This is a genomic window from Peribacillus sp. YIM B13482 (assembly GCF_042787975.1).
Classification (GTDB): domain Bacteria; phylum Bacillota; class Bacilli; order Bacillales; family DSM-1321; genus Peribacillus; species Peribacillus simplex_A.
Genome location: NZ_JBHZPF010000049.1, coordinates 15,988 through 41,967, shown reverse-complemented (window position 1 = coordinate 41,967; position 25,980 = coordinate 15,988). Strand labels below are relative to the sequence as shown.

At 39.4% G+C, this 25,980-nt stretch carries 22 protein-coding genes and 3 pseudogenes; 17 read left to right on the top strand and 8 right to left on the bottom strand.

Features of this window, described 5'->3' with window-relative positions; translation table 11 throughout:
• Positions 1-190: 190 nt before the first annotated feature.
• Entirely contained in the window at positions 191-1,384 is a 1,194-nt protein-coding gene (locus ACFX4L_RS19820; RefSeq protein ID WP_061462210.1) for an FtsW/RodA/SpoVE family cell cycle protein, read from the bottom strand.
• Positions 1,385-1,691: 307 nt separating this feature from the next.
• On the opposite strand from ACFX4L_RS19820, the pseudogene ACFX4L_RS19815 reads away from it, so the two are divergent.
• From ACFX4L_RS19815 to ACFX4L_RS19795, 5 genes and pseudogenes are all read left to right on the top strand, one after another.
• A pseudogene (locus ACFX4L_RS19815) lies at positions 1,692-2,015 on the top strand (SDR family oxidoreductase); the annotation flags it as partial.
• 512 nt (positions 2,016-2,527) lie between these two features.
• Positions 2,528-4,090: an aldehyde dehydrogenase family protein gene (locus tag ACFX4L_RS19810; RefSeq protein WP_377405975.1), complete on the top strand. Its 1,563-nt coding sequence runs from the start codon at positions 2,528-2,530 to the stop codon at positions 4,088-4,090.
• 255 nt (positions 4,091-4,345) lie between these two features.
• The gene (locus ACFX4L_RS19805; RefSeq protein WP_089364129.1) at positions 4,346-5,119 is read left to right on the top strand and encodes a TerC family protein; all 774 of its coding nucleotides are present in this window, start codon (positions 4,346-4,348) and stop codon (positions 5,117-5,119) included.
• A 354-nt stretch (positions 5,120-5,473) separates the two neighbouring features.
• Positions 5,474-6,217 (top strand): RNA polymerase sigma factor SigI, encoded by a 744-nt coding sequence (sigI, locus tag ACFX4L_RS19800; RefSeq protein ID WP_061462214.1) that lies wholly within the window; start codon positions 5,474-5,476, stop codon positions 6,215-6,217.
• Entirely contained in the window at positions 6,214-7,458 is a 1,245-nt protein-coding gene (locus ACFX4L_RS19795) for an anti-sigma factor domain-containing protein (protein ID WP_377405973.1), read from the top strand. The genes sigI and ACFX4L_RS19795 overlap by 4 nt, the downstream gene beginning before the upstream one ends.
• A gap of 55 nt (positions 7,459-7,513) precedes the next feature.
• On the opposite strand, the gene ACFX4L_RS19790 is transcribed toward ACFX4L_RS19795, so the two are convergent.
• Complete coding sequence (locus ACFX4L_RS19790; protein ID WP_061462216.1) at positions 7,514-7,711, bottom strand: alpha/beta-type small acid-soluble spore protein; 198 nt, start codon at positions 7,709-7,711, stop codon at positions 7,514-7,516.
• Positions 7,712-7,943: 232 nt separating this feature from the next.
• On the opposite strand from ACFX4L_RS19790, the gene ACFX4L_RS19785 reads away from it, so the two are divergent.
• The 7 genes and pseudogenes from ACFX4L_RS19785 (at position 7,944) to ACFX4L_RS19755 (ending at position 13,931) form a co-directional block, all read left to right on the top strand.
• Positions 7,944-9,296: a TrkH family potassium uptake protein gene (locus ACFX4L_RS19785; protein WP_284471375.1), complete on the top strand. Its 1,353-nt coding sequence runs from the start codon at positions 7,944-7,946 to the stop codon at positions 9,294-9,296.
• Between the two features lie 198 nt (positions 9,297-9,494).
• Positions 9,495-10,832, top strand: coding sequence for an ATP-binding protein (locus ACFX4L_RS19780; protein WP_377405971.1), 1,338 nt, complete (start codon positions 9,495-9,497; stop codon positions 10,830-10,832).
• An 89-nt stretch (positions 10,833-10,921) separates the two neighbouring features.
• A pseudogene (locus tag ACFX4L_RS19775) lies at positions 10,922-12,119 on the top strand (acyl-CoA dehydrogenase family protein).
• Between the two features lie 76 nt (positions 12,120-12,195).
• Complete coding sequence (locus ACFX4L_RS19770; RefSeq protein WP_377405969.1) at positions 12,196-12,603, top strand: SDR family NAD(P)-dependent oxidoreductase; 408 nt, start codon at positions 12,196-12,198, stop codon at positions 12,601-12,603.
• A pseudogene (locus tag ACFX4L_RS19765) lies at positions 12,492-13,108 on the top strand (AMP-binding enzyme); the annotation flags it as partial. The gene ACFX4L_RS19770 and the pseudogene ACFX4L_RS19765, both read left to right, overlap by 112 nt.
• A 70-nt stretch (positions 13,109-13,178) precedes the next feature.
• Positions 13,179-13,742 (top strand): TetR/AcrR family transcriptional regulator, encoded by a 564-nt coding sequence (locus ACFX4L_RS19760; protein ID WP_377382615.1) that lies wholly within the window; start codon positions 13,179-13,181, stop codon positions 13,740-13,742.
• Between the two features lie 33 nt (positions 13,743-13,775).
• Positions 13,776-13,931, top strand: coding sequence for a 3-hydroxyacyl-CoA dehydrogenase NAD-binding domain-containing protein (locus tag ACFX4L_RS19755; RefSeq protein ID WP_309145512.1), 156 nt, complete (start codon positions 13,776-13,778; stop codon positions 13,929-13,931).
• A gap of 254 nt (positions 13,932-14,185) precedes the next feature.
• On the opposite strand, the gene ACFX4L_RS19750 is transcribed toward ACFX4L_RS19755, so the two are convergent.
• Positions 14,186-14,521: a DUF3905 domain-containing protein gene (locus ACFX4L_RS19750; protein WP_289337920.1), complete on the bottom strand. Its 336-nt coding sequence runs from the start codon at positions 14,519-14,521 to the stop codon at positions 14,186-14,188.
• Positions 14,522-14,644: 123 nt separating this feature from the next.
• On the opposite strand from ACFX4L_RS19750, the gene ACFX4L_RS19745 reads away from it, so the two are divergent.
• On the top strand, positions 14,645-14,803 hold the full coding sequence (locus ACFX4L_RS19745) for a hypothetical protein (RefSeq protein ID WP_089362349.1): 159 nt from the start codon (positions 14,645-14,647) through the stop codon (positions 14,801-14,803).
• Complete coding sequence (locus tag ACFX4L_RS19740) at positions 14,803-14,946, top strand: hypothetical protein (RefSeq protein WP_167555972.1); 144 nt, start codon at positions 14,803-14,805, stop codon at positions 14,944-14,946. Before ACFX4L_RS19745 ends, ACFX4L_RS19740 begins: the two co-directional genes overlap by 1 nt.
• A gap of 44 nt (positions 14,947-14,990) precedes the next feature.
• Here ACFX4L_RS19740 and ACFX4L_RS19735 read toward each other — a convergent pair whose 3' ends face one another.
• Both ACFX4L_RS19735 and ACFX4L_RS19730 read right to left on the bottom strand, forming a co-directional pair.
• The gene (locus ACFX4L_RS19735) at positions 14,991-16,751 is read right to left on the bottom strand and encodes a B12-binding domain-containing radical SAM protein (RefSeq protein WP_377382691.1); all 1,761 of its coding nucleotides are present in this window, start codon (positions 16,749-16,751) and stop codon (positions 14,991-14,993) included.
• Between the two features lie 203 nt (positions 16,752-16,954).
• Positions 16,955-17,980: an acyltransferase family protein gene (locus ACFX4L_RS19730; RefSeq protein ID WP_284471371.1), complete on the bottom strand. Its 1,026-nt coding sequence runs from the start codon at positions 17,978-17,980 to the stop codon at positions 16,955-16,957.
• A gap of 271 nt (positions 17,981-18,251) precedes the next feature.
• Between ACFX4L_RS19730 and ACFX4L_RS19725 the strand changes: the two genes are divergently transcribed.
• Together ACFX4L_RS19725 and ACFX4L_RS19720 are read left to right on the top strand one after the other, a co-directional pair.
• Positions 18,252-20,411, top strand: coding sequence for a PAS domain-containing sensor histidine kinase (locus tag ACFX4L_RS19725; RefSeq protein WP_284471370.1), 2,160 nt, complete (start codon positions 18,252-18,254; stop codon positions 20,409-20,411).
• 500 nt (positions 20,412-20,911) lie between these two features.
• On the top strand, positions 20,912-21,154 hold the full coding sequence (locus ACFX4L_RS19720) for an aspartyl-phosphate phosphatase Spo0E family protein (protein WP_318684406.1): 243 nt from the start codon (positions 20,912-20,914) through the stop codon (positions 21,152-21,154).
• Between the two features lie 329 nt (positions 21,155-21,483).
• Here ACFX4L_RS19720 and ACFX4L_RS19715 read toward each other — a convergent pair whose 3' ends face one another.
• The 3 genes from ACFX4L_RS19715 to ACFX4L_RS19705 all read right to left on the bottom strand — a co-directional run bounded on the left by ACFX4L_RS19715 (position 21,484) and on the right by ACFX4L_RS19705 (position 25,207).
• Positions 21,484-22,215, bottom strand: coding sequence for a ZIP family metal transporter (locus ACFX4L_RS19715; RefSeq protein WP_377405967.1), 732 nt, complete (start codon positions 22,213-22,215; stop codon positions 21,484-21,486).
• Between the two features lie 126 nt (positions 22,216-22,341).
• Positions 22,342-23,565 (bottom strand): MFS transporter, encoded by a 1,224-nt coding sequence (locus ACFX4L_RS19710; RefSeq protein ID WP_061462226.1) that lies wholly within the window; start codon positions 23,563-23,565, stop codon positions 22,342-22,344.
• Between the two features lie 145 nt (positions 23,566-23,710).
• Positions 23,711-25,207 carry an ATP-binding protein gene (locus ACFX4L_RS19705; protein ID WP_377382620.1) on the bottom strand — a complete coding sequence of 499 codons (1,497 nt, stop codon included), beginning with the start codon at positions 25,205-25,207 and terminating at the stop codon, positions 23,711-23,713.
• Positions 25,208-25,362: 155 nt separating this feature from the next.
• On the opposite strand from ACFX4L_RS19705, the gene ACFX4L_RS19700 reads away from it, so the two are divergent.
• On the top strand, positions 25,363-25,800 hold the full coding sequence (locus ACFX4L_RS19700; protein WP_034314147.1) for a MarR family winged helix-turn-helix transcriptional regulator: 438 nt from the start codon (positions 25,363-25,365) through the stop codon (positions 25,798-25,800).
• The last annotated feature ends 180 nt before the right edge of the window (positions 25,801-25,980 follow it).

The following is a 25,980-nucleotide window of genomic DNA, read 5'->3' as shown; positions in this document are numbered from 1 at the left end:
CTGTTCAATACAGAGATCATCTTCTAGAGATAGCCTAACCTTTTTTTAAAATTGTCCTTTACATAGGGTACAGTTTAGTTTTGACTGCCTGTTTTTTTATGTGATATCCCATAACCAAAGATTGGAGAGAGGGTATGACTAAAACCCCCTGACATGAACAGAAATGTCAGGGGGTGAAGGATTGGATCGTTTATTTTGAAGAAGCGATCTCATCTTTTGGGATGGACACGACTTTCTCTTTCTGTTCAAGTAAATTCATTCGCATTACGACATTTTGGTATATTCCCATTGACAGCATGAGCAGCAGTAAGGAAGATCCTCCATAGCTGATGAACGGAAGGGTGATACCAGTAATGGGAATTAGTCCAGTCGCACCGCCGATGTTGATCCCAACTTGAATGCCAATCATGGATGAGATCCCGATCAATAATAGGCTTCCAAATGGATCTTTACATTTTGCTGAGAGTATAAACCCCCTAAGGACGATAAACCCAAGTGTCAATAGAACGAAGCCTACACCGAATATTCCAAGTTCTTCTGCAATGATGGAAATGATGAAATCCGTATGTGATTCGGGCAGGTACCCGTATTTTTGTACACTGTCACCAAGTCCCACGCCTGTAAGGCCTCCTGATCCTATCGCATACAAGGAATTCACGAGCTGATACCCATTTCCTCCCTCTTGTCCAAAAGGATCTGCAAACCCGGTAAATCGAGACACTTTATTTTCAGAGAAAACGGATGAAAAATTTCCTGTCACGATTACTCCTAATGCAAATATTGTAACGAATATCGCAGTAATCAAAGAGAGTTTGGAAATACTCTTAAATGACATTCCGGATGAAAAGATCATCGTACTTGAAATTAGGAAAATGACAGCTGCCGTTCCGTAGTCAGGTTGAATCCCGATTAAAAAACAAATAAATACGAGAAAGAAAATCGGGGGGATGACGGCTTTATCAATGCTATTGATTCGATCCTGCCTTTTTCCGTAAATGGCTGCCAGATAAATGATCATGGCTAACTTGGAAAATTCCGCAGGTTGGACCGATTTTGTCCCTAACTTGAACCAGCTTGTGGCATTTCCTGCTGTATGGCCGAAAATAAATAGCAGCAAAAGGATACCGGCCATTCCAAACATCATAGACATCAAGAAAATTTTGTTTTTGTACATCTTATAAGGAAGAATCATCGTCACGATCATTGCCAGGAATGATATGACAAAGGCCGTTTTTTGTTTCTCGAAGAAGAAATCCATGGACTGGTGGTACCGAGCAACAGCTGTAATCATGCTCGAACTGTAAATCATCACTAAACCAAACAAACAGAGTAATACGACAGCGATGAAAATAGGGAAGTCGTATGCTTTAATTATTCTTTTCATTTGTGCGCTCACCTCAAATATGTATGCGCGAAAAAATCGCCTTCTTATATAGTAACGGAAAATCAGTTATATAGATAATAATTTTTATTCGATAATATGAATTTATCCTCCCAAACCCCATATTAAACACTAAACCCGATAAACTTGACAGCTGCAATTCCCTTTGGTTTCCTATACATTAACTTCGATAGTTATCGGGAATTCTCCTTTTAATAATGATTACTTTTACTATATATTCCATTTTGGTAGTGCTATTATGGCTAGGAGATTACTATTCAAGGTAAATTGGTGAGAGGAATTATTCGATGAACTTCAACAAAAAGTCACACACATATTTAATCTTGACGCGATATACGATTTAGATATCCCTGAAAAAATTGACCGGCTTGTCAATGTCGTAGGTAAGGACCATGTAAACGAATTTGATAAAGGGGTAACTAATCTTAAGAGGTATACGTGCTTTAGCACCCGTTATGTGGCAGGGAATCGGGAAGGGATTCTTTACGAGCATGAATTGCGCTTTCCGAAAAGCTTTAAGAATCATTATGAACGACAAAATTTGAGGCTGAATTACTTGTCGAGGAGCTTAAAAAGAGATTCCTATTACGATAATCAGGCCCAGGATTGTTAAGGGGCATTCCCAAACAGGGGAAACGATTAAATTCGATGGTCGCTATTTCAACCTTAATTTTCTTGATCCATATATTTCATCGGAGAGGGAAACGGTAGTGAACCTGGTTAAAATCGATTATATTATACAGGCTACTTTATCTCCGGCATTATATAATGAAGGCAGGGAAAACCTATCATTTAACTGGTCCCAACCCAAGTAAGGCTAGAGAATTTTATGAACTTTTCGTTGATGAATTGTATAAGAAAGACCAAAAGGCCATATTCCAAGGGGACTAAGCCAAACGCTCCTATCAAGGGTCCTATGAAGGCATATTTAGGACAAGAAGCCCCTTGATTACTTCACTTGGAAAGGACGTTTTGACAGTACTGCAGCCCAAAACGATTTAGTTGCTTCTGGAATCATTTGCCCTGATTTCAGGGAAGTTGTTCCTGCTATGGTCAATTTTTATTTAAAACATAAAAATGATAAGGAGTACCAGATAAGAATTTGGTAAAGAAAGGGGAATAGTTATGGAAAAAATACAAGGCAAGTGGGATGTGTATTCCCCGGCAACAGGTGAGAAGATTGCGGAATTCGTTCCAACACCACTGACCTCGATCCCTGATATATATAAGAAATCAAGATATGCGTTTCAAGCGTGGTCGAGTCTTCCCATCAAAGAACGGCTGCTATATTTAAAACGGCTTCGCTTATTGATGGTTGAAAAAATGGATGAAATAGCTGAAGTTATTTCAAAAGATACGGGAAAAGTAAAAATTGAAGCGCTGGTTGCTGACGTTATGCCCACCATTGATGCGATCAAGCATATCGAGAAACATGCAGTAAAAGCTCTTTCCGGACAGAGGGTGTCCACTCCACTCATGCTAATTGGGAAAAAATCCTATGTCCATTTTATGCCCCGTGGAACGGTTCTCGTCATTTCACCATGGAATTATCCGCTGCAGCTCTCCATGGTACCCATTCTAAATGCTCTAGCAGCAGGAAATACAGTCATCGCCAAGCCATCAGAGGTAACTCCTTTAGTTGGGCTGTGCATTGATAATCTGTTTCATGAAGCTGGTTTCCCAGAGGGAACTATACAGTTTGCGCATGGGGGGAAAGAATTGGGTGCGGCACTAACTGAGCAAAAACCAGATTATATATTTTTCACTGGATCTGTAAGGACCGGAAAAATGATTGGTGAGGTCGCAGCTAAACAACTTATCCCAACTACTCTTGAGCTTGGCGGGAAGGATCCGATGATTGTTCTGTGTGATGCTAACCTGGAACGGGCTGTGAACGGGGCTCTTTGGGGTGCTTTTACAAACAGCGGGCAAGTGTGTATGAGTGTCGAAAGGGTTTATGTAGAACGTTCCGTTTATAAGGAATTCCTAACGATGCTTAAAGAAAAAGCGAAGTCCATGAGGCAGGGGATTCAATTAAACGATGATATCGGTTCAATGACTTTCCCAGCACAAGTTGATATTGTGGCTGGACACCTGGAGGACGCACTGAATAAAGGGGCCATACTTGAAACCGGAACCTCTCCGAAAGAGTGGAGAACGGGACAGACCCACTTCATTCCGCCGACGATTCTGTCCAATGTCGACCATTCCATGAAAATCATGAAAGAAGAAACGTTCGGACCCGTGTTGCCTGTTGTACCTTTTGATACGGAGGAACAAGTGATTGCCCTTGCAAATGAAAGTGAATATGGACTCAATTCGAGTGTATGGACGATGGACAGGGAAAAAGCAAGTCGGATTGCGTCACAGTTAGTTACAGGAGCGGTGACGATCAATGATGTGCTGATTACTGTTGCTAATCATCATTTACCATTTGGCGGTGCCAAACAAAGTGGCATTGGCCGCTATCATGGCGAGCATGGATTGAAGATTTTCTGTCATGAAAAAGCGATCATGATCGATAAAGGTAAAAAGAATACAGAAATCCAATGGTATCCATATGATGGGAAATATCCGAGGTTTTTATCGTTGTTTCAGAACTACTTTTCTGGAAAACCGAACTGGATCCGTTTTGGTAAAGAATATTTGCAGTTGATTAAATTATCCAAAGGGAAACGAAGAGGATGATCCAAATATAAAAAAGATTGTTATTTTCATAATAAGTGCGTATACTATTAATATACTTAATAACTGATTTTCCTTTCAAAGGGGAGTAGCGTTAGGGTTCGCCCTAAAACAAAGTCGTCATTACGTGAATGGGAACATTCATCGGCTTTGTTGACATGTTTTCATGTTCAGCAAGACCTTTGCCTATACGGCAGAGGTCTTTTTATTTTGCCAATGCCGATAGGGAGAAAATACAAACTATTGGAGGTTGAATGGATGGAAGCATCAATATTATTGGAATATGGTTGGGTCCTTCTTATCTTGGTTGGACTAGAAGGAATACTCGCTGCGGATAATGCAGTCGTCATGGCTGTCATGGTTAAACATTTACCAAAAGAACAACAACGAAAAGCCTTGTTTTATGGTCTGATGGGAGCTTTTGTTTTCCGCTTTGCAAGTCTATTCCTTATTTCCTTTCTTGTCGACGTGTGGCAAGTTCAAGCGATCGGTGCCATTTACTTACTTTTCATTGCTTTTCAGCACATTTACAAAAAATACGTTGGTAAAGGTGAGAAGGAAGTCACAAAACCTAAAAAGCAATCTGGCTTCTGGTTGACCGTGGTAAAGGTTGAAGCTGCTGATATCGCTTTCGCAATCGATTCCATGTTGGCTGCCGTTGCACTGGCTGTTACACTTCCTGCAACAGGCTGGATGAAAGTCGGCAGTATTGACGGAGGGCAATTCGCCGTTATGTTCCTCGGTGGTATGATTGGATTGATCATTATGCGGTTTGCAGCAAATGCATTCGTGAAATTGCTTCATCAGCGTCCTTCACTTGAAACGGCAGCATTTTTGATTGTAGGTTGGGTTGGGGTGAAGTTAGCGGTATATACACTCGCACACCCTTCACTAGCTGTCATCGATCATCATTTCCCTGAATCAACTCTTTGGAAATCGATATTCTGGGTCGTATTGATTGGAATTGCCGTAGGTGCGTGGATCATTTCAAGCAAAAAAGAGAAAAAAGAGAATCAAATACAGGAAGCATAAAAAAACAGGCGTGCAAGTTTACGCCTGTTTTTTTATCTTCTTAATGTATTTATGGAGATGACCCACACAAGACCAGGTATGTTTGCGAATGATATGTTAAAAGATGTGAATATTAAATTCCGGTTAGAAAAATGACAATTGTCCCATTGATTTGTACAATGATCCTGTAAAAGATATTTTACTGTAATTGCACTGTAATAAACGAGAAGAAACTAAGTATTTTATCATGTGGATATATTATGTGATTTCATTTATATCGCAAAAATAGTTCTTTTGGCACTGTCTTTTAGACTCCCTCCGCTTAAGATAAGTATGTTGATGCGTATTTTTGTTCAACGGGAGCGAGGTGAGCAAATGCTTGGATTGATGTTTACAGCATTCAAAAAAAAGCGTTCTTTAGAAGAAACCGTATTGAAAATTCAACAAGGCGATATAAGCCTTCGTAATGATACTATAGAGTCTTTCAAACCTTTTATTGCAAAAACCGTCTCATCAATCTGCAGACGTTACATATACGAATCAGATGATGAATTTAGTATTGGAATGATTGCTTTTAATGAGGCAATCGATAAATATTCCCCGGAAAAAGGCCGTTCTTTATTGGCATTTGCCGAAACCCTCGTTAAACGAAGGGTTATAGATTATTTAAGAAGCCAGTCAAAACGGAAAGAAGTCCTTTTGGATTTATCTCTGAATGATGATAATGATCAAAGCCATATATATATCGATAATGAAAATTCCATGAATGAATACGAGAAGCAAAAGGAATCGGAAAGAAGAAAAGAAGAAATTCACCTTTATATAAGCCATCTACAGGATTTTGGTCTGTCATTTGAGGATTTAGTCGAAAACTCTCCAAAACATGCGGATGCCAGGAAGGGAGCTATTATGATTGCTAAATTGTTAATGGAAGATGACGAACTGAAAGAAATTCTGTTTGCAAAAAAGCGGCTGCCAGTAAAGCAGCTTGAAGGAAAAGTGGATGTAAGCAGAAAAACGATTGAACGGAACAGAAAGTACATCATTGCTGTGGCAATCATAATAAACGGAGATTTTTTGTACTTGAATGATTATATAAAAGGGGCTATCAATGGATGAAAAAAGGAGTAATTCTTTCAGTTAATAAGCGTTTTGTAACCCTATTGACCCCCGAGGGTGAATTTCTAAAAACCAAAAGGCAGGAAAGGGAATATGAAGTAGGTGAGGAAATCACTTTTTCGCCTATTAAACAAAAGGTCACTTTCGCCTTTCCCAATTTTAATTCATCTTTCAAAAAAAAGGCCGTGCTAAGCATTGCCTCCACTTTCCTGATTCTCTTTTCGTTTCTTCCATCCTATTTCTCTGAGCATGTATCGGCATACATGACAATTGATGTGAATCCCAGCATTGAATTGGAGCTTGACCATCATTTAGAAGTTCTCAAACTTAGCGGGTTAAATGAAGACGGCAAGCTTGTGATTGGTCAGCTGAAAGATTGGAAAGGTAAGGACATTAAAACGGTTACAAACCGAATCGTCGAAACGACGATGCAACTTGGATATCTGAAAGAAAAAAAACAAATAGTCATTTCCACAACGATATTGGATAAAGATAAAAAATTGGATAAGAACTTAAAAAAAGAGATAAAAGAAATATCAGAACAGAATAATGTTTCTAATACGAAGATGAAAGTGATTCAGGCAACAAAAAGCGATAGGAAGCAAGCAAGGGAACAAGGCATATCCACAGGTAAGTATGTCGAAAAGAAGTTAAATGAAGATAAAGAGAAGGTAAAAGTCAATACGAGGGAGTCTGCACCAGCAACGGATAAAAAAGTAGAGGAAAAGGTTGTTATTCCGAAAGAGCAGAGCGAAACGCTGAGTACAGAAAAAAAATCGGTTGAGGAAAAGAAAAAAGAGAACAATACAACAAATGAATTAAAGCAAAAGTCAGTAAATGAAGCAAAACCAATTGAACAGAAAAACTTAGGAACACCATCAGACCAAAATAAGGGAAAAACCAAAAGTGAAGATAAAAATGGAAAACGGAATGAGATAAATGACTTTAAGGAAAAAAGCATGGAATCAAAAGGAAAACCTGTCAGCAATCAAAATAATCACAGCAATCAATTTAAGGACAAGCAGAAAAATGAAAAGGAAGATAAAAGGCTTGATGGGAAAAGATATACATCGGTCAATGAAAAGGGAAGAGAAAGAGAACGGAATAATGGCGATCATATAAAGCTCGAAAATAAAAGTAAAAAAGATAAACAAGATAAAATAGTGATAAAGGTTAAACAAGATTGGGATAAGTGGAAAAAGGGTAAGGGCAATAATGGAAACGGACAAGGGAATAATTAAAAGAGTCCAGCACGGAGCTGGACTCTTAGCCATGGATATTCAATTGTGATAGTAATTATTGACCTTGACCTTTAAGTTGAGATTGAGCTTGTGCTACAAGTCGTTTCGTAATTTCTCCGCCAACTGAACCATTGGCACGTGCTGAAGTATCGGAACCTAGTTGTACACCGAATTCTGATGCAATTTCATATTTGATTTGTTCTAATGCTTGTTCGATTCCAGGAACAAGAAGGTTGTTACTGCTGTTAGCCATTTGAATCTCCCCTTTACTTTTTCAACGGCTTTTGCCGCTGTAATGATAGTATAAGTAGAATGCGGAGTTTTACTTATAGTAGCGGAATCAAACTTTTTGGTAAACCTGCCTTATTGTTGTAAGTAAGACAGTTTTAAAAGAGAATGGAAAAAAGAATGAAAAAAGGGTAAACTAGATTTTTAATGGTTATGTGATTCACATAACTATAAAGGAGTAAGAAAGGAAACTCTTTATGTTTGCTATCAAAAAAATATTATCAAAATTAACACCAGCTCAGCTTATCGTCGGTTATTATTTTTTAGCTGTCAGCATCTCGACAGCGTTGCTTAGCCTGCCGGTTGCCCTAAAACCTGGTGTTGAGTGGGAATTCATGGATGCCTTATTTACAGCTATCAGTGCTGTCAGTGTTACAGGATTAACTGTAGTCAGTACGCCTGATGTGTTAAGTGAGGCTGGCTATTTCATTCTGATGTTCGTTCTCCAGTTTGGCGGGATTGGCATCATGACACTCGGAACCTTTTTCTGGCTAATATTGGGCAAGAAGATCGGTTTGAAGGAAAGGCAATTGATCATGACCGATCAAAACCAATCGAATCTTTCGGGCCTTGTTAAATTATTGATTCAAATCATTCAGATATTCCTCGTTATTGAAATGATTGGTGCCCTGGTTTTAGGTATTTATTTTTTGAATTATTATCCAAACTGGAAAGACGCCTTCTTAAATGGCTTATTTTTGGCAGTCAGTTCCACTACCAATGCCGGTTTTGATATCACCGGTATATCGATGATTCCTTTTAAAGGGGATTACTTCGTACAGTTCATCACGATTATCCTGCTTACCCTTGGAGCAATTGGGTTTCCGGTCTTGATCGAGTTGAAAGAGTTTTTGTCCAATAGTGCCCGTACTTATAAGTTTCATTTTTCTTTGTTCACGAAGCTGACATCAGTCACTTTCTTTTCCCTTATCATTGGGGGGACGATCCTGATTTACCTTCTGGAAATGAATGGGTTCTTTAAAGGTAAGAGCTGGCATGAATCGTTCTTCTACTCGTTATTCATGTCCTCCAATACGCGAAGCGGAGGGTTAACAACAATGAATGTGAGTGACTTTTCGGAACCGACCCTTTTATTGATGAGCATATTAATGTTCATTGGGGCATCCCCAAGCTCAGTCGGGGGAGGGATCCGCACAACCACTCTGGCTATCATGATTCTGTTCTTATGGAATTTCATGAGGGGAAGGCGATCCATCAAAGTGTTCAAACGGGAGATTCATCCAGATGATATCCGAAAAGCGACAGCAGTTATGATCATGGGTTCCTTCCTGTGCATATTGGCCATCTTCATTTTATCGATTACCGAGAATTTCACTTTAACCCAAATCATTTTTGAGGTATGTTCGGCTTTCGGTTCAGTTGGCCTTTCGATGGGAATCACGCCTGATCTCAGTAATACCGGTAAAATTGTCATTATGATCATTATGTTTATTGGCCGGGTCGGGATAACGTCCCTGCTTTATATCATAGGCCATAAAGAAGTTACGGAAAATTATCATTATCCAAAGGAACGCGTCATCATTGGGTAAATGATTTAAGTTGAAAAGAGACCTTTCCATCGAGGAAAGGTTTTTTGCGTTGTTTGCAGGAATCAAAGGTAAAATGTTGAAGTTTACCTATAAGTGAGTTTTTTACCGTTTTAATATACAGTATATGCATATTTGAACCCTTACTTGCTGGAACTCCGTCGAATGAAGTTTAAATCATTAGTAAAGGAGGTGGAAAAAATGAACAAATATACTGGAAGGATCATTGTCCCTGCCCTATTCTTCATATTGATATTGCCCTATTTAGGATGGCTGGGCCATGAAGAACGCAGGTTTTCCGCCTTTGCAGGAATATATTTACTCGCCATTCTATCCATTGCTTGGTGTTTGGGTGCTATGTATGATAATAAACGGAAAACGATAGCTATATTGCAAGATAGCGAAGGACGTTATCGCATCTTCTCCAAGTACTCCAAAGAATTGGTCAATAGCTTCAATGAGGTTATTTTTCAAACGGATGATAAAGGAAAATGGTTGTATTTAAACCCAGCATGGAAATCGATGAGTGGTGCGACGGTGAACGAATCACTTGGGCTTCACTTTTCTAAACATATGGATATGACTTCTTATCAGGACGTATTAAAGGCCTTTGCGGAATCCTTTCATCAAGGAAATAAATATTTTCGAGTGGACATTAAACTGAATGCGAAAAAAGGTACCAGTTGGGTTGAAGCATTCGTTAAACTAATTTACGATGACGCAGGGAAATTCATAGGGACGGTAGGCATATTATCGGAAATTAATGAACGTAAACATGCAGAAGAAAAGCTTGTTAGCCTAAACGAACATTTGGCAATCACATCAAGCAAGTTATCAACGGCTGCACAACTTGCGGCAGGGATTGCACATGAGGTCAGGAATCCGATGACAGCCATAATGGGGTTTGTAAAGTTGATTAAAGATGGCGGTGCTGATAAAGATGAATATTATGATATTATTTTTTCGGAAATAAATCGAATCGAGCAAGTCCTGAATGAACTTTTGCTGCTTTCGAAACCCGCGGAGGCGGTTTTTCTTGAGAAGGATTTAAAAGAAAGCTGTAACCATGTCGTTACACTGTTGGAGACAAATGCCGTATTGAACAATATTCAAATTCATAAAAATTACGATACAGAACCCATTTTTATTTACTTTGATGAAAACCAAATCAAGCAAGTATTAATAAACATGATAAAAAATTCCATAGAATCGATGCCGAATGGCGGAAATATTTTTGTGAGCGTAAACGAAAAAAATGGGGAAGTTTTTTTGAGCATTTTGGATGAAGGGGAGGGTATCCCGGAAAACTCCCTTCAAAAAGTAGGAGAACCATTTTTCACTACAAAAACATCAGGAACGGGATTGGGTCTTTCCGTTTGTTTTAGAATCATCGAAAAGCACGGCGGAAAAGTGTTCATAACAAGCGAACTGAAAAAAGGTACGAAAATCGTTTGTGTATTCCCCGCAGTCCTACCAAGTGATTATAACGGGAACGAAAATGTCCAGATAACGGGACAAGAACGACATGAAAATATATAATTCGATCGTTATAAAAGTCAGAATATTGCGTGTACTCCAACGGTAATAACATACTAACCGGTTAGTCAGTTTTAAAGGAGGAATTCAATTTGCAAATTGAACATGATCAAGAGGTGCAAAATCTGGAAAAGAAGTTAACGGAATTCATGAAAAATACGTATTCCCAAATGAATCATATCAAAAGCAGCTAGATTCACAGAAGAGCCGATGAGTGATATACCGCCGTTTTTATCTGAATTAACGGCAAAAGCAAATTGTGGAATTTATTTTTACCTTATCGCAAATATGGAGCAGGTTTAACAAATCTAGAATATGCCCCGCTTTGTGAAATCATGGGAAGGACGATGATAGGACCTGAAATCTTCAATTGTAACGCACCGGACACCGGAAATATGGAAGTATTGGTGAGATACGGTTCCGATGAACATAAAGAACGCTGGCTGCAGCCATTGCTTGCCAGGGAAATACGCTCATGCTTCTCGCTAACAGAATCAGAAGTGGTGTCTTCCATGCTACCAATATAGAGTGCAGTCTTGAAAAGGCAGGTAATGAGTATGTCATAAACGGCCGGTTATGGTGGTCTTCAGGAGCAGGAGAGCCCCGATGCAAGATTGCCATCGTTATGGGTAAGACAGATCCTGAAGCGTCCAAGCATGATCAACAGTCAATGATTCTTGTACAGCTGGACACACCGGTTTTCAAAATCGAGGAAATGCTCCCCCTGTTTGGTTATAATCATGCTCTGCATGGCCATGCGGAAATCAATTTTGCAAATGTGAGGGTCCTGGCAACGAATATACTATGGTGAGAAGGTAAAGGGTTTGCGATTGCCCAAGGAAGACTCGGGCCTGGAAGGATACACCACCGCATGAGTCTGATCGGTGCTGCTGAAAGAGCACTTGAAGAATTATGTAAGTGTATTCAAATCCGTTTCGTTTGGTAAACCTTTGGCGAGGCAAGGTGTGATCATGGAATGGGTTGCCGATTCACGGATTGAATTCGAACAAGCAAAGCTTATTACTTTAAAAGCTGTATGTGATGGAAACTGTCGGGAACAAGGGAGAGAAGGCGGGAGATAGCCATGAAAAAAGTGGTGGCACCAACTAGGGCATTAAAAGTGCTGGACAGGGCAATTCAAGGGTTTGGAGTTGCAGGGATTTCAACGATTTACCGTTTGCTGCACATTGGGCAAATGCACGGACATTGAGGCTTGCTGATGGTCCTGATGAAGTGCGCCGTTCACAAGTAGCTAAAATAAAAACCTCGAAAATACCAACAAAAGCATGAGGTGAAAGTATGAAAGGTACCGGCCTATTCAATCTAACTGGAAAGACGCCGATCGACTGGATTTGTCGAAGCAGGGGTGAATGTCGTGCTTTGTTCAAGGAAAAAGGAAGCATGCGATGAAGTTGCTTCGCAAATTGAAAAACTTGGAGGCAGGGCGCAGTCCTTCAAGTGTGATATCACAAATCCGTCAGATGTACAGGAAGTGGTTAACGAGACTTACCGGGAATTCGGTGCCATTGACATTTTAGTGAATAATAGCGGGGCATCCTTGGGGGCTCTGGCCGTCGACATGCCCCTTGAAGCCTGGCAGAAGGTGATGAATGTCAATGTAACCGGAACTTTTATCATGAGCCAGACTGTAGGAAGGATCATGAAGGCTATGGTCTTACGGAAGCTTCGCCAACTACGCATTGCAACCCGGTATTTGCTGAAAGGAAGCATGGGAGTGTCGGGATCGGAATCCCTTCGACAGAATATAAAGTGATGGATCTAGGAGACGGGACTTTAGAAGTGGCCCCAGGCGAAATGGGGGGATTGGTCATCAAAGGACCTCAAGTGATGAAGGGTTACTGGAATATGCCAGAGGAAACGGCGGTGACTCTTAGGGATGGTTGGCTTTATACGGGTGATATCGCCAAAGTTGATGAAGAAGGGTATCTCTATATTGTTGACAGGAAAAAAGATTTGATCATTGCAAGTGGGTATAATATCTACCCGCGTGATGTCGAGGAAGTCCTCTATGAACATCCTGCTGTCCAGGAAGCGGTTGTCTTTGGAGTTCCAGATGCTTACCGAGGGGAGTCGGTAAAAGCGGTGCTTGTACTTAAAAATAATAAATGGCAAGTGAACGGGAAATCATCGAGTACTGCCGTGCAAACCTATCGGCTTATAAAGTTCCGCTATTCGTTGAATTTCGTGAGGAGTTACCAAAAACAAATGTCGGAAAGATTTTAAGGCGTGCTTTAAGGGAGGTAATTTCCAAGAAATAAGAAGGCTTTGATAGTACGGAGCGTATGATATCAATTCAGCTGAATTTTTACAGATTGCGAGGATGCTTACATGAAAGAAAAAATGACAGAACATAGCATGCGCTTATTCGAAAAGAAGGGCTTTAGTGAAACTTCGATTTCTGATATCGTCGAATCGGTTGGAGTGACAAAGGGAACATTTTATTATTACTTTAAGAGCAAAGAGCAGTTGCTTATGGATATTCATATTGCTTATATAGACGAGTTGCTTAGTGAGCAGGAAATCATCATTTCGGATACTAGGAAAAACTGTAAGGAAAAGCTTTTCGTTATGGTATATATGCTTTTAAAAAGCATCAAAACAAAAAAATCAAGCGCCACGGTCTTTTTCCGTGAAATGAAAAATCTAAGTGACGAAAAACTTGCACAAATCCTTCCTAAGCGGGATGAGTTCCGTAATAAAATCAAACAGGTGCTGGTGGAAGGCATCGAGAGCGGAGAACTACGTTCCAACCTTGATGCATCCATCATCTCTTTTGCTATTTTGGGTGTGGCCAATTGGAGCTATCATTGGTTCGACTCTGAAGTTGAAAAAACCGAACAGGAAGTAGCAGACATTTTTATGGGGATGATTCTACAGGGCATTAAAGCTTGACCAGGCTACATACTGACCAATTAGTAGAAGGGCATGACCAGCAAGCAAATTCAATCAATAACCGTAATTGGGGCTGGGCAGATGGGGCATCAAATTGCGATGCTTGCTGCATTTGGAGGTTACGAAACGATTCTTCAGGATGTTCAGGAAAACGCGTTGAATATAGCCCAAGAAAAATTGGATCATTAAACACCCAGATATGCTGTTGCCTGGCATTGAAGTCTTTTTTCTTACCGGGCTTCTGGAAAGCTTAAGCTTGCGATCGGCGTCATTTATCCGATTGAAAAGGCGGCAGATGACCATGCAGAAATGAACGCCCGTGTAACTAAAGGAAAGTGGATTTTACAAGTTAAATGAGAATAAGGGGTATATACCGAATGAGCTATACACCCCTTGGTTGTTATTAAGGATTTCACTTGTACCATTGACCCTTCCAGAACCACTCAATCCGTATCAATGCTAACATCTTTATCAGGATGCATAAAAGGAGGCTGCGGCGTTCTTTTAGCCTCTAACAGTTCACGGTTTTCAGTTGAATTCCAGCCTATATCATTGGTGGGGTGTATCCAGTCGTCTCCAGCCATGATTTCCGGGTCTGTATCTTCGCTCCAATTTTCGAGTGGTGAGTTTTCAGATGCATATTTACTGTCACCAATGACGACTCCATAATCATTGACAAATGGAGCTCGTGGTTTTATGCCGGTCCCTTTATAGCTTGGTGCGTTAATTTGGTGGGGTTGTGTATCATCGATAATTGGTGAATCCAATTTCTTTTTCATCTAGAATCTCCCTTTCCGTTTTACGGTTATTTTTTCTCGTCTGTCCCTATAATATCCCTGAATAATTTTCGGCAGTTTTACCCCATTCTAAAACGTAAACTATATTAAAAAGGGTGGATGAAAATGAAACGGAAAGCTAATGTAGATGGTGCTGTCAAAGCAAGTAAAACGCCAAAAAGAAACCAAGCCGAAAATGAGTTTTCCAATGAGTTCGCATTAGAGGAAAACCCAATAAAAGGTGCCAACCGCAATTCAAAGCAAGGCAGAAAAGGAAGAAGTTAATGGAAAAAGAAAAACGGAACTCCCAGGAAAAGGTGGGGGAACATGTACGAACTGAATTTGGAATCGAATTCAGTGGCGATATGAACGCAACCAAAATTTATGAAATATTAGCAAAAGAAAATAAAAAACGTGATAATAAATAAATAAATAAATAAGGACGGACCCATTTTGGGTCCGCCCTTAATCTTTAAAAAATGGCATTTCTAGATTTTGGGAGCGGGAAAATGTTTGATCCCTTTCCACTCGGATCAAAATAGGCAAGCATGATCGATGGTTTCTCGACGATTGTACCCTCTGCTAAATACGTTTCCAAATCAAAGGGTATTGCCTCGAGCAAGGTGTGTTTGTGTATTTCTTTTTCATTAAGTGCCAAGGCTGTGAAAGACGAACCAAGCTGTTCAGGTTTATTCAGAATATCTTCATATATCACTTTCCGTCCATTTTTATCCAGGGAAGCTTCCCACCAAGGTTTACGTGGTTTGTATTTTTGGTTCATGAAATAATCCAATTTCATGAGTCCGATAATGTTATTCAGTTCAGCAGATTCCCGGGAAGCCAAAAACTGCTGTAAGCGTCTGAACAAGTCTTCAAGCTGGTGTCCGATTCGTGACCAGCCTTGTTCATCCCAAAAGGTACCGAAATCCTGAAAAAAGTCAAATGGTGATTGAAATACCGTTTTGACAAGGTATTCCGTGGTGTGATCCATTCTATGATCGTTCCAGTATTTTTCAAGGACGTCTTCAACTTGTTTAATGCGGACAATGTCATCGAAGCTTAAAACATTATTTCCCAGGATTTCATAAGGAGCATGATCACTGTAAATATATTGGTGTTCATTGGCACGTATCCGTAAACCCGTACCACGGAGCATCTTTAAGAAGCCAAGCTGCATCTCTTCGGGTCTCAGCTCAAAAACATCATTGAAAGTCTTTTTGAAAGAATGATAATCTTCTTCAGGTAAACCGGCAATCAGGTCTAAATGCTGATCAATTTTCTGCCCATCTTTTACCATAGTTACGGTCCTGGTCAGTTTTTCGAAATTCTGCCTTCTCATAACTAGATCATTTGTATGGTCATTCGTCGATTGTACCCCTATTTCAAAGCGGAACAATCCTGCAGGGGCATTATCGTTCAAGAACTGGATAACTTCCGGACGCATGATGTCCGCAGTGATTTCGAACTGGAAAACCACACCGGGAAGATGCTCATCGATTAAGAATTGAAACATTTCCATGGCATAGCTTCGGCTGATATTGAAGGTTCGGTCAACGAACTTAATGGTCTTTGCACCATTAGCCATAAGGTACCTGATATCTTCTTTAATCTTTTCACGATCAAAATATCTGACACCCACTTCAATCGATGACAGGCAAAATTGGCAGCTGAACGGGCATCCTCGGCTAGTTTCGATATAGGTGACACGTTTAGATAAATCGCCACGGTCTTCCTCCAAACGATAAGGAGAAGGGAGCGATTTCAAATCAACCTTGCCGTTTTGAGGCTGGATGATTTTTTTTCCATCCAGTCGATACGCAATGCCTCCGACCTTCTTATAGTCATTCGAACCTTCAATTTCAGATAAAAGGGACTTGAAGGTGACCTCACCTTCGCCAATTACGATAAAATCAGCCCCGGGAATCTGATCAAGCCATTCTCCAACATCATATGTGACTTCAGGTCCTCCGAGAATGATGACCAATTCTGGATTGATTTTCTTCAGCATGGCTACTACTTTCATTGTTTCCTCGATGTTCCAAATATAGCAGCTGAATCCTATGACATCTGGTTTTTTGGAATGAAGGTCACCAACTATGTTCATAATCGGATCTTTTATCGTATATTCTGCTAGATGTACATTATAATCTGGCTGGGCATAAGCCTTTAAATAGCGGATGGATAGCGATGTATGGATATATTTTGCATTAAGAGTACTGATTATTATATTCATGTTAAAGGGCGTAAAAGAAACGCCTGGCTCCTTTCGTGTACATATCTTTTTAAGCCAACAAGCACTAACGAGTAATTTTACCATAGTGCGCTCCATTTGAAAAATGAGTTATTGAATGAACGGAAATCTTTCAGCTTTAAAGCCGAACTGGAATTACTTTTTGAAAAAAACGGATAAAGCAGAAAATGCTTTATCCGTTTTATTTAAAATGCTTGTTTTATATATTCTTTCGTTTTAGTCATGAATCGTTTTGTTTTGGTCGCCTTCAATTCGATGATCGGCTGTGCCATTGTGGCAATCATTTCGCTTGATAATAACACGGTAATCAAGAAGGATAGACCGGCAAGCATGATAAAGCTCTCTGTATTGCTGAAGTAGTCATGTATAGTGCTTTCACGGAAGAAGCGGATGAAGAATCCGTGCAGCAGATATACATAAAGGGTTTGTTTACCCCAATTCGTAAAGAAATATTGTCCGCGTGGGATGAATGAAAGGAAGCTGAACACTGAAATTACGCTCAATCCATAAAATCCCAGGCGTTTAAACATGGATATGATTGTCGCATCTTCAAGCTCGGTATATGGTTTCGAACCGAGGAGCCATTTATAATTGACATCGGCATTTAAATAAAAACCGATAAAAATTACTAACATGACACTAAGTGAAGCCAAACGAACCTTGGGTGTGAACAGTTTCTTTAAGTGTTCCTTGCTTAAATGGTATCCGATCAAAAACATCGGGAAAAAAACGAATGTCCTCGAGAGACTAAGGTAATTGGAGACATTGTCAATATACCCAATCAATAAAGCGATTAAAATGGATAAACCTATGCCTACTGATGGCTTTAGCTTTGAAAAACCAAGCAGCATGATGTTCCAGCAGAATAAACTGATCAAGAACCAAAGCGACCATTGGGGATCAAGCAAGTCAACAGTGATTGCAGAACGTTCATATAAAAAATAATAGTAAACGGTATATATCAATTGGAAAATGATGTAGGGTAAAATTAGTTTTTTTGTAATTTTGGCTAAATACCCTTTTTGATAAAAACCTTTAGCAAAAAAACCTGAAACTAGAATAAAGGCCGGCATGTGAAAGGAATAAATGGTTTTATATAAAGCGTAAATCGTTTCACTATCATGTATATACGTATTCAGCAAATGTCCAAAGACGACAAAAGCCATGAGAATGAATTTGGCGTTATCAAAGAAAAAATCACGTTGTTTCATAGTTGCCTCCTAAAATTTTTAAGGTAGCTAGAGAGCATTGTTATTTCTTATACCCTAAATACATTGATCTAAATCAATATTTATAAAATTTATAAAAATAATATTAACTTAACCTTAACGCTAAGTTTTAAGTGATTCAACATACTATTATTTGACATAAAGGATAATTTAGGTTTTCGATGAATGCACGGATTTTCGATAATACCGAGGAAAATCCAGATGGGTGTCGAATAAAGTTTGATAAGTATGGGTTTTGAAAAGGGGTGTCAATATGAATATCGGTTATGGGAATGAAACGGAAAATAAACAGGAAATTATAAAATTGAATAAACAGATCGAAGGGTTTTTGAACATTTTCAATTCAATGCCAGAGCCTTATATTAGGGTTGATGAGGAACTAAGGCTCACTTATGTAAATGATGCCGCTTGTGCACTGCTGGAAACATCGAAAAATCAGCTGTTGTCCATGAAGATAACTGATTTTCTCGAGGTTAGCCCTTTAAATGATCAGGAAGAGTCCGGTACTCCAAAAAAGCCGAGTGAAAGTGAAAGACAGATGATCCAGCTCCATACCGGTGCCCTAAAGCATATAGAGTTTATACCAATAGGGGCTCCTTCCGAAGGACAGCAATTTTATCGTTTAGGGGATGTGACATTGGATCTTTCATCATCCCGGGAAACAAGAATGTCAAGGCAGATGTTTTTGGACCTTTTTGATACGGCCGTAGAAAGCATCGTCCTATTCGATGGTTCAGGAATAATCATGGAAGTGAACCATGCTTTTATCCATGTCATGGGCATCCCGAAAAAAGAGATTGTCGGCAAGAATATGAGGGACCTCATTTCCCCTGATTATAAGGCATATTGGGACGAGAGCATAAAAAGAGCATTTGTTGAGTCGAACTTCAAAGGAGAGGTGGAGATAATGATCGGGGTTGAGCGGCATCATTTTGCTTTTTCTATCAGCTCAGCGGTAGGAAATGAATTATACATGTCGGTGCTTCGAAGAATTACAGAATCAAATTTAATAGAAAAGAAGTTAGAGACGAGCGAACGGATTTTTGCGGAATTATTCGACCAGTCCATGGATGCAATCATATTCTGGAATGATGACGGAATCATTTTTCGAGTCAATCAATCAGCATGTAAAATATTTGAATCAAGCAGAGAGGAATTGATAGGCAGTTATATCTGGAAATACGTATACAGCAACAAACATCATTTTGAGCAGATAATGGAAACGTTTGAAAGGGACACCCAAGTGAGGGGGGAACTGATTTATAAAATGCCGAATCACCAAATAAAATTACTTGAATTGACTGCCAAAAAACATGAAGGTGATGGGTATAACGTAACGATATTTCGAAATGTCAGTGAACGCTGGCTGATTGAGAAGGAATTAAGGGATAGTGAGAAGAAATTCAGGAAGATTTTTGAGGGGACATTAGACGGCTTGATTTTATGGAACCATGAAGGGTTCACGGATATTAATGAAGCGGGTCAGGAAATATTGGAAATATCGAAGCGTAAACTGCTTTCTTTATCTGTAAAGGGATTCATCGAGAAAATCCCTGGAAATGTTCCTGCCTTGAACGCACATATTGATAATGTTTACAAGCATGAGGTCTACTCATCCATCATTCCGATAACATTCGAAGACGGAACAATTAAGCATATTGAATTTTTAACGAGAAAGAATTTATATTCGAACTTGAATCTAAGTATTTTCCGTGATGTGAGTAAAAATCTCGAAATGCAGGAACAGATCCGGAAATCAGATACTTTGAATGTCGTTGGTGAATTGGCTGCAGGGATTGCCCATGAAATCAGGAATCCAATGACTGCTTTAAAAGGGTTTATCCAGTTGCTTGAGGATGGTGTTAAGGGAGATTTCTCCACATATTTTCATGTGATTACATCTGAAATTAAGCGAATCGAAACCATTATCACGGAATTTTTGGTACTGGCAAAGCCACAGGCGCTAAAAGTTTTTAAACAGGATGTCCATACCATTTTGAGAGAGACGCTAGAATTACTGGCCGCTCAGGCATTGTTGGAAAATATTCAATTCGAGACAGATTTCGAAGAAGATGAGTTTAAGGTTTTATGTGAAGCGAACCAGTTAAAGCAAGTGTTCATTAACATAATCAAAAATGCATTGGAAGTCATGCCGGATGGCGGATCTGTACGAATTAAAACAACCCGATATTCAGAGAAATATATTTGTATTTCTATTACCGATCAAGGCATGGGGATCTCAACGGAAAAGCTAAAAAAATTAGGTGAACCTTTTTATACGACGAAAGATAGGGGAACTGGGCTGGGGCTAATGGTCAGCTATAAAATCATTGAAGAGCACAAGGGCTTTATAGAAGTGGAAAGCGAAGTAGATATAGGGACGAGCTTTCATATATATTTGCCATTCGAGTGAGAGGTGGAAATGTTCTAGACCTTTGCCCAGTAACCAGAAAAGTATGGAAAATCCTAATAGTATATGGGGGTCCTTATTCAATGGATTCCTTTTTTTAGTTTCCGTTTTCCATCATTATTATCTTGGAATCACGACTGAGGTTGTACCTGTCCAAAAAATATTGGGCTCACATTAAAGGGACTATCATTTTTGATAAATTTGTCCGGTTTGATATTGAGTTAAACTGCTGAATTATTTAAGAGGAAACGAACAGTGAAAAATCAAAGGGGAGAACTTTCGAATCGAGGTTCGGAGCTGGCTTCATATCAAATCCTCCTAATCATTATAAGAGGAATATGGGTTAGATATTTCCGTCATATCCTGTCTGCTGGAGGGTCAAGCTTTATCGCAATTTAAGAAGTTTTGTCTTTTTTTGCGAATCTATTTACATATAAGGCATATTTTGTAATACTTCTTTATTATGATGTAACTTTAAAAGGGCAGGAGTAGTGAATGCAGTTATGAATTCTAGGTGTGTAACGGAAATTTGTTCTGAGATTCAAATGAAGCGTTGGGAAATGATGGAGCTGGCAAAAATGTATGGAATAGGCCATGAGTTTACCCTTCGCCAAAGCGAGCAACTTGATAAACTTATAAATGAGTATTTGATCCTTCAACATCATTCGTCAGTGGAAGTGAGAAATAAGCGCGAAGAAATGGTTGTTATTGTACAGAAGCCCTTTAATGATGATATTACAATTTAAATGGAACTGAGAATGCACCATGTCTTCTTAAATTGGCGGTATTGGAGATAATCACCTTTAGGGCTAATGATCAGGTGACCGTTTTCTGATGGAAATGAACTTTACAAACATTTCATAAATAATGTCAAGAAAGACTCATATAAAGGACAATCATTTTCTTTTGAAATTCCTATGGGTATGAGGCATACATTGAGGGGAGGCCACCAGAAGGTGTCCTTTCTAACATCGGGAGTAGTTTAGAAGTCGAACTTAACTGAGTGGATAACACTGATAAATAAAAACTAAAGGCTGACCCAAATAATGGAGCCAGCCATTGTCAGGTCCGGAAATCACAAAATTTCCAATAATATTACCATGAACAAAAGACCAACAATGAAGGAATAGGTTGAGGTGCGTTCATTACCATCCCCATGGCTTTCAGGAATCAACTCCTTATAAACGATGAAAAGCATGGCTCCGGCGGCGAAAGCTAGGCCGTAAGGAACCAGGAACCCAATGTAAGAGGTTAAATAATAACCCAATAAGCCCGTAATTATTTCGATGGTACCAGTTAAGGTTGCTATCAGGAATGCAGTGAATTTACCGATTTTTTGATTAATTAAAAACAAAGCGACTAGTAAACCTTCCGGAGCATTTTGCAGGCCGATGGCAAAGGCGATCAAGTTACCTGTATCAGCTGAATCAGAGGCGTAACTGACACCAACAGAAAGGCCCTCAGGAATATTATGCAGTGTAATGGCAGTGATGATAAGCAAAGCCTTTTCATCAAACTTAATACCACTTTTCGTATGGCTGAGATCGATATGCGGAATGTTTTTCTCCATGATCGTCAATGTCATTACGCCGAGAAAAACCCCAATGACAAGCTGTATATACCCTCCGGTGGCTATAGACTCCGGGATCAGGCTCAATAACGAAGCAGCCATCATAATACCAGCGGTAAATGCCAGAAGCGTGTCTCTGAATCGATGTGTGATTGAATCTTGAATGAACAAGATCGGTAACGCACCGAACCCTGTAGACATGGCAGATAGGATGCTGCCTAATAGAACTCCACTCATGAATTTCTCCTTTGTATGGTCCATATCAACTTATTTATCAACTTAAACAATACTTCATTGTATGGGATGGTAAAAAAATATGTTCCAGGAAACACCCATTTTGCAGTCATGCATGAATGATCTGTATCATTCTTCTGCATACCATTTTTTCAATGTTAGATCAGTCGGCAGCAATACGCTGATGATCCCCAGCAATGGCAGGAATCCCACTAGCTTAATCATGGATTCGATCCCGATTATATCAGCAATGGCACCCAGTGAAACGGATCCAATGGCTCCCATTCCAAAGGCTAACCCTACAGTCAAGCCGGCCATTGTTCCGACTTTTCCCGGGACCAATTCCTGTGCGTATATTACTGTGACAGAAAAACTGCTCATTATAATGAAGCCTGCCATCAATAATAGGATAAAAGCGGCTGTAGGTGGTACGAATGGTAAAAGTGCGGTTAATGGCATACTGGCAGCGAACGAAAAGAGAATCACATTTTTGCGACCGTATCTATCCGCAAGCGGGCCACCGAAAAACGTACCTACAGCTCCAGCGGCTAAAAAGGCAAATAGGAAAATCTGAGCGGATTTTATCGTAAATGAATGCTGCTCGATTAAATAAAAACTATAAAAGTTCGTCATGCATGATACATACCAGGAACGGGCAAATATAATGAATAAAATTAATACCAAGGCTTTGGCCACTTTATGGGACCGCTCTTTATTGATTACTTTTGCCGCAACCTTTTTAGGCTGGAAATGAACTAATTTTTGAGAATACCACTTGGCAATATACAGCAATAGGATAACGGCCGTTAAGGCAACTAGGCCAAACCAGAGTGCACCTTTTTGACCAAATGGAACAAGCACGATGGCTGTGATGAGTGGGGCAAGGGCCTGCCCGCTATTCCCGCCTACCTGATAAATTGATTGTGCCAGGCCTCTTTTGGGGCCGCCTGCCATGTAGGCAACCCTAGAGCCTTCCGGATGGAAAATGGCTGATCCAAAGCCCATCAAGATGACTGCACCAAGGATTATGGTATAGTTTGGGGCAATTGCAAGAATGATGACCCCAATTAATGTACTGGTCAATCCAATGGGCAATGCATAAGGAAGGGGCTTTTTATCAGTATAGAACCCAACTGCGGGTTGCAGAAGGGATGAGACGATATTCAGGCAGAATGCAATCATCCCCAGCTGAGTATACGTTAGAGACATTGATTTCTCGAGGATTGGGAACATGGCCGGTACAACGGCTTGAAGAGAATCATTCATTAAATGGCATATGCCTATGATGATCATGATTTTCAGAGTCATATCTTGTTTTTGGGGTTTTGCTTTAATGGCAGCGATGCGTCCCATATGTATATTTCCTTCTTCCTGATTAAGAATTTTACCCATTCCATAATTAAAATAGATTCGATAAGGTACGTATGCATGACACCTTTAAAAAAATCGGAATCGTTAGTCCTGGCTTCATTTATAAATGAAACTCCTCAATGCATTACTAAGGATGGTCATTAATTAGTGGTAGGCTGATTGTCACGGTTGTACCGTTGAGAGGTTTACTTGTAAGCTCGATGGTTCCGTTAAAAGATTCAATTATTCGTTTACACACAAAAAGTCCTAATCCGGTTCCTTCCTTTTTCGATGTATAGAATGGTTCGAACACTTTACCGATATCTTGTTCATTCAGTCCTTGCCCGGTGTCGATGATTATGATTTTAGCCCGTTCATTTTCATGGTGGATTCGTATCCTTAACTTTTTTCCAACTTCCATGGCCTCGAATCCGTTTTTGGCAATGTTAAGAATGACCTGTTTGAGTTGGTCCTTTGTACAATGAACCAGGATCGGTTCCTTTACGATATTCCATTCCACTTCAATATTGAAGTGACGTGCTTCTGATTCTATTATTGGTCTCAATTCGGCAATGATACTGCGAATATCATATAAGGATAAGGTCTGGACCATGGGTTTCCCTAAAATCAAAAACTCGCTGACGATACTATTGATCCGTTCAATTTCCTTCATGATGACAGAGTAATAAAACTGATCTTGTTCTTCAGGATGTTTTTCAACCAGTAACTGTACCAGTCCCTTTATGCCCGTTAGTGGGTTTTTTATTTCATGTGCAGTACTAGCAGCCAATGTGCCGACAAAATCTATTTTTTGTTTATCGTTTAATAACTTTTGGTTTTTCGTATTTCTGCGTACGATCAGTTCCTCCACGACGGTATAGATTATGTGAGTAAAGAAGAAGGTGAAAAAGACAAGCATTAAAAAGACATTCATGTTATTTGTGTTAATCTTGTCAGGTATCTTCACGGACAGTTTCCAGTCCACTTCGGTTAAAGGAACATCCACCCATGTTGGATGTTCAGTAAATTCTTCGGCATTTATATCTAAAATTCGGGTTTTATCGCTTGTTTCCAATCTAAAGGTATGACCAGGGCTGAGCATTTTTAATATTTTTTCCATATGATCCAGCCTAATATGTGCCAATAAAAACCCTTGCGCCTTTTTCTCATGATCCAGAATGGGAGCAAAAATGGAAAAATAATTGAAATCCGGGTCATACAGCTCCTGGGTTCCTACAACAACGGCTTTTTGAGTTTTTACTGCACGCTTTATATCATCCTGTTCAATTAAATGGTAATTATTGAAATGTTTATTCGTCCCCGAGATGGAAACGCCATCCTGATTTAGCCAATATACTCCGGCATACCTGGAATCTGTATCTTTGATCCATTTCATAAGGTGTTCGGTTTTTTTATCATCCATATAAAGAACAGAACTGCTAAGGCTAAGCAGCTCAAGGTTTTCCTTTGTTTCACTGATAACTTGATCTATGTATTCTTGATAAACCGTTCCCGCCCATACAGCTTGTTCCCGTCTTTCTTTTTGAATGGAACGTTCTAAATACATCCAATAAATGATGGATAGAATAATTAATGGTAGAATAACAATAAGTAGATATGTGGTGAATTTATGCCTTGTTTTCATGTTCGTCACTACTTTAACTTTTTTTTCAAGTATATCAAACTGAGTGATTAAACAATAGTGCATACTAACAGAGCAGATTGACAAAAAAGTCATAATGCCATATAATAACTTTTAATTCAAGATATTTTAATTAAAAACTTTAAGGTTGTGAAGTTATGGAGAATAATAACATCCAACAGTCTTTGAAACTGTTTATTGTGATGTCTAGAGCTCATCGATCAATTAATGATGTGGTGAATAAACATATAGCCGAAGAAGGTTTGAATCCAACTGAGTTTGCCGTACTGGAATTACTTTATCATAAAGGCGATCAGCCTCTTCAGCAAATAGGCGGAAAAATCCTGCTAGCGAGCGGCAGCATTACCTATGTCGTGGATAAACTTGAACAGAAGGAATATCTACAGAGAATAGCATGTAAAGAGGATCGCCGTGTAACCTTTGCAAAAATAACGGATAAAGGAAAGGCCTTTATTGAAGGAGTATTTCCTGAGCATGAAAAAAGAATCGATGATATCATGAGTGTACTTACTCAAGATGAAAAGGCCACCGTGATAGAATTACTTAAGAAGATTGGATATTCAGCTCAAAATTAGCTTAAGAACCAGCACCCCGATTTTACTGCAGGTGCTGGTTTTTTATGTCTAATTGGATGTTGTGCAATGCTGGTACAACCTTAATTTGTTCAAAGGACATGAAGGTTTTTACTAACACTGTGGCGAATTAAATTATATTACGATAACCGCGATAATGAAGAATGTGTCTTGACGTTAATC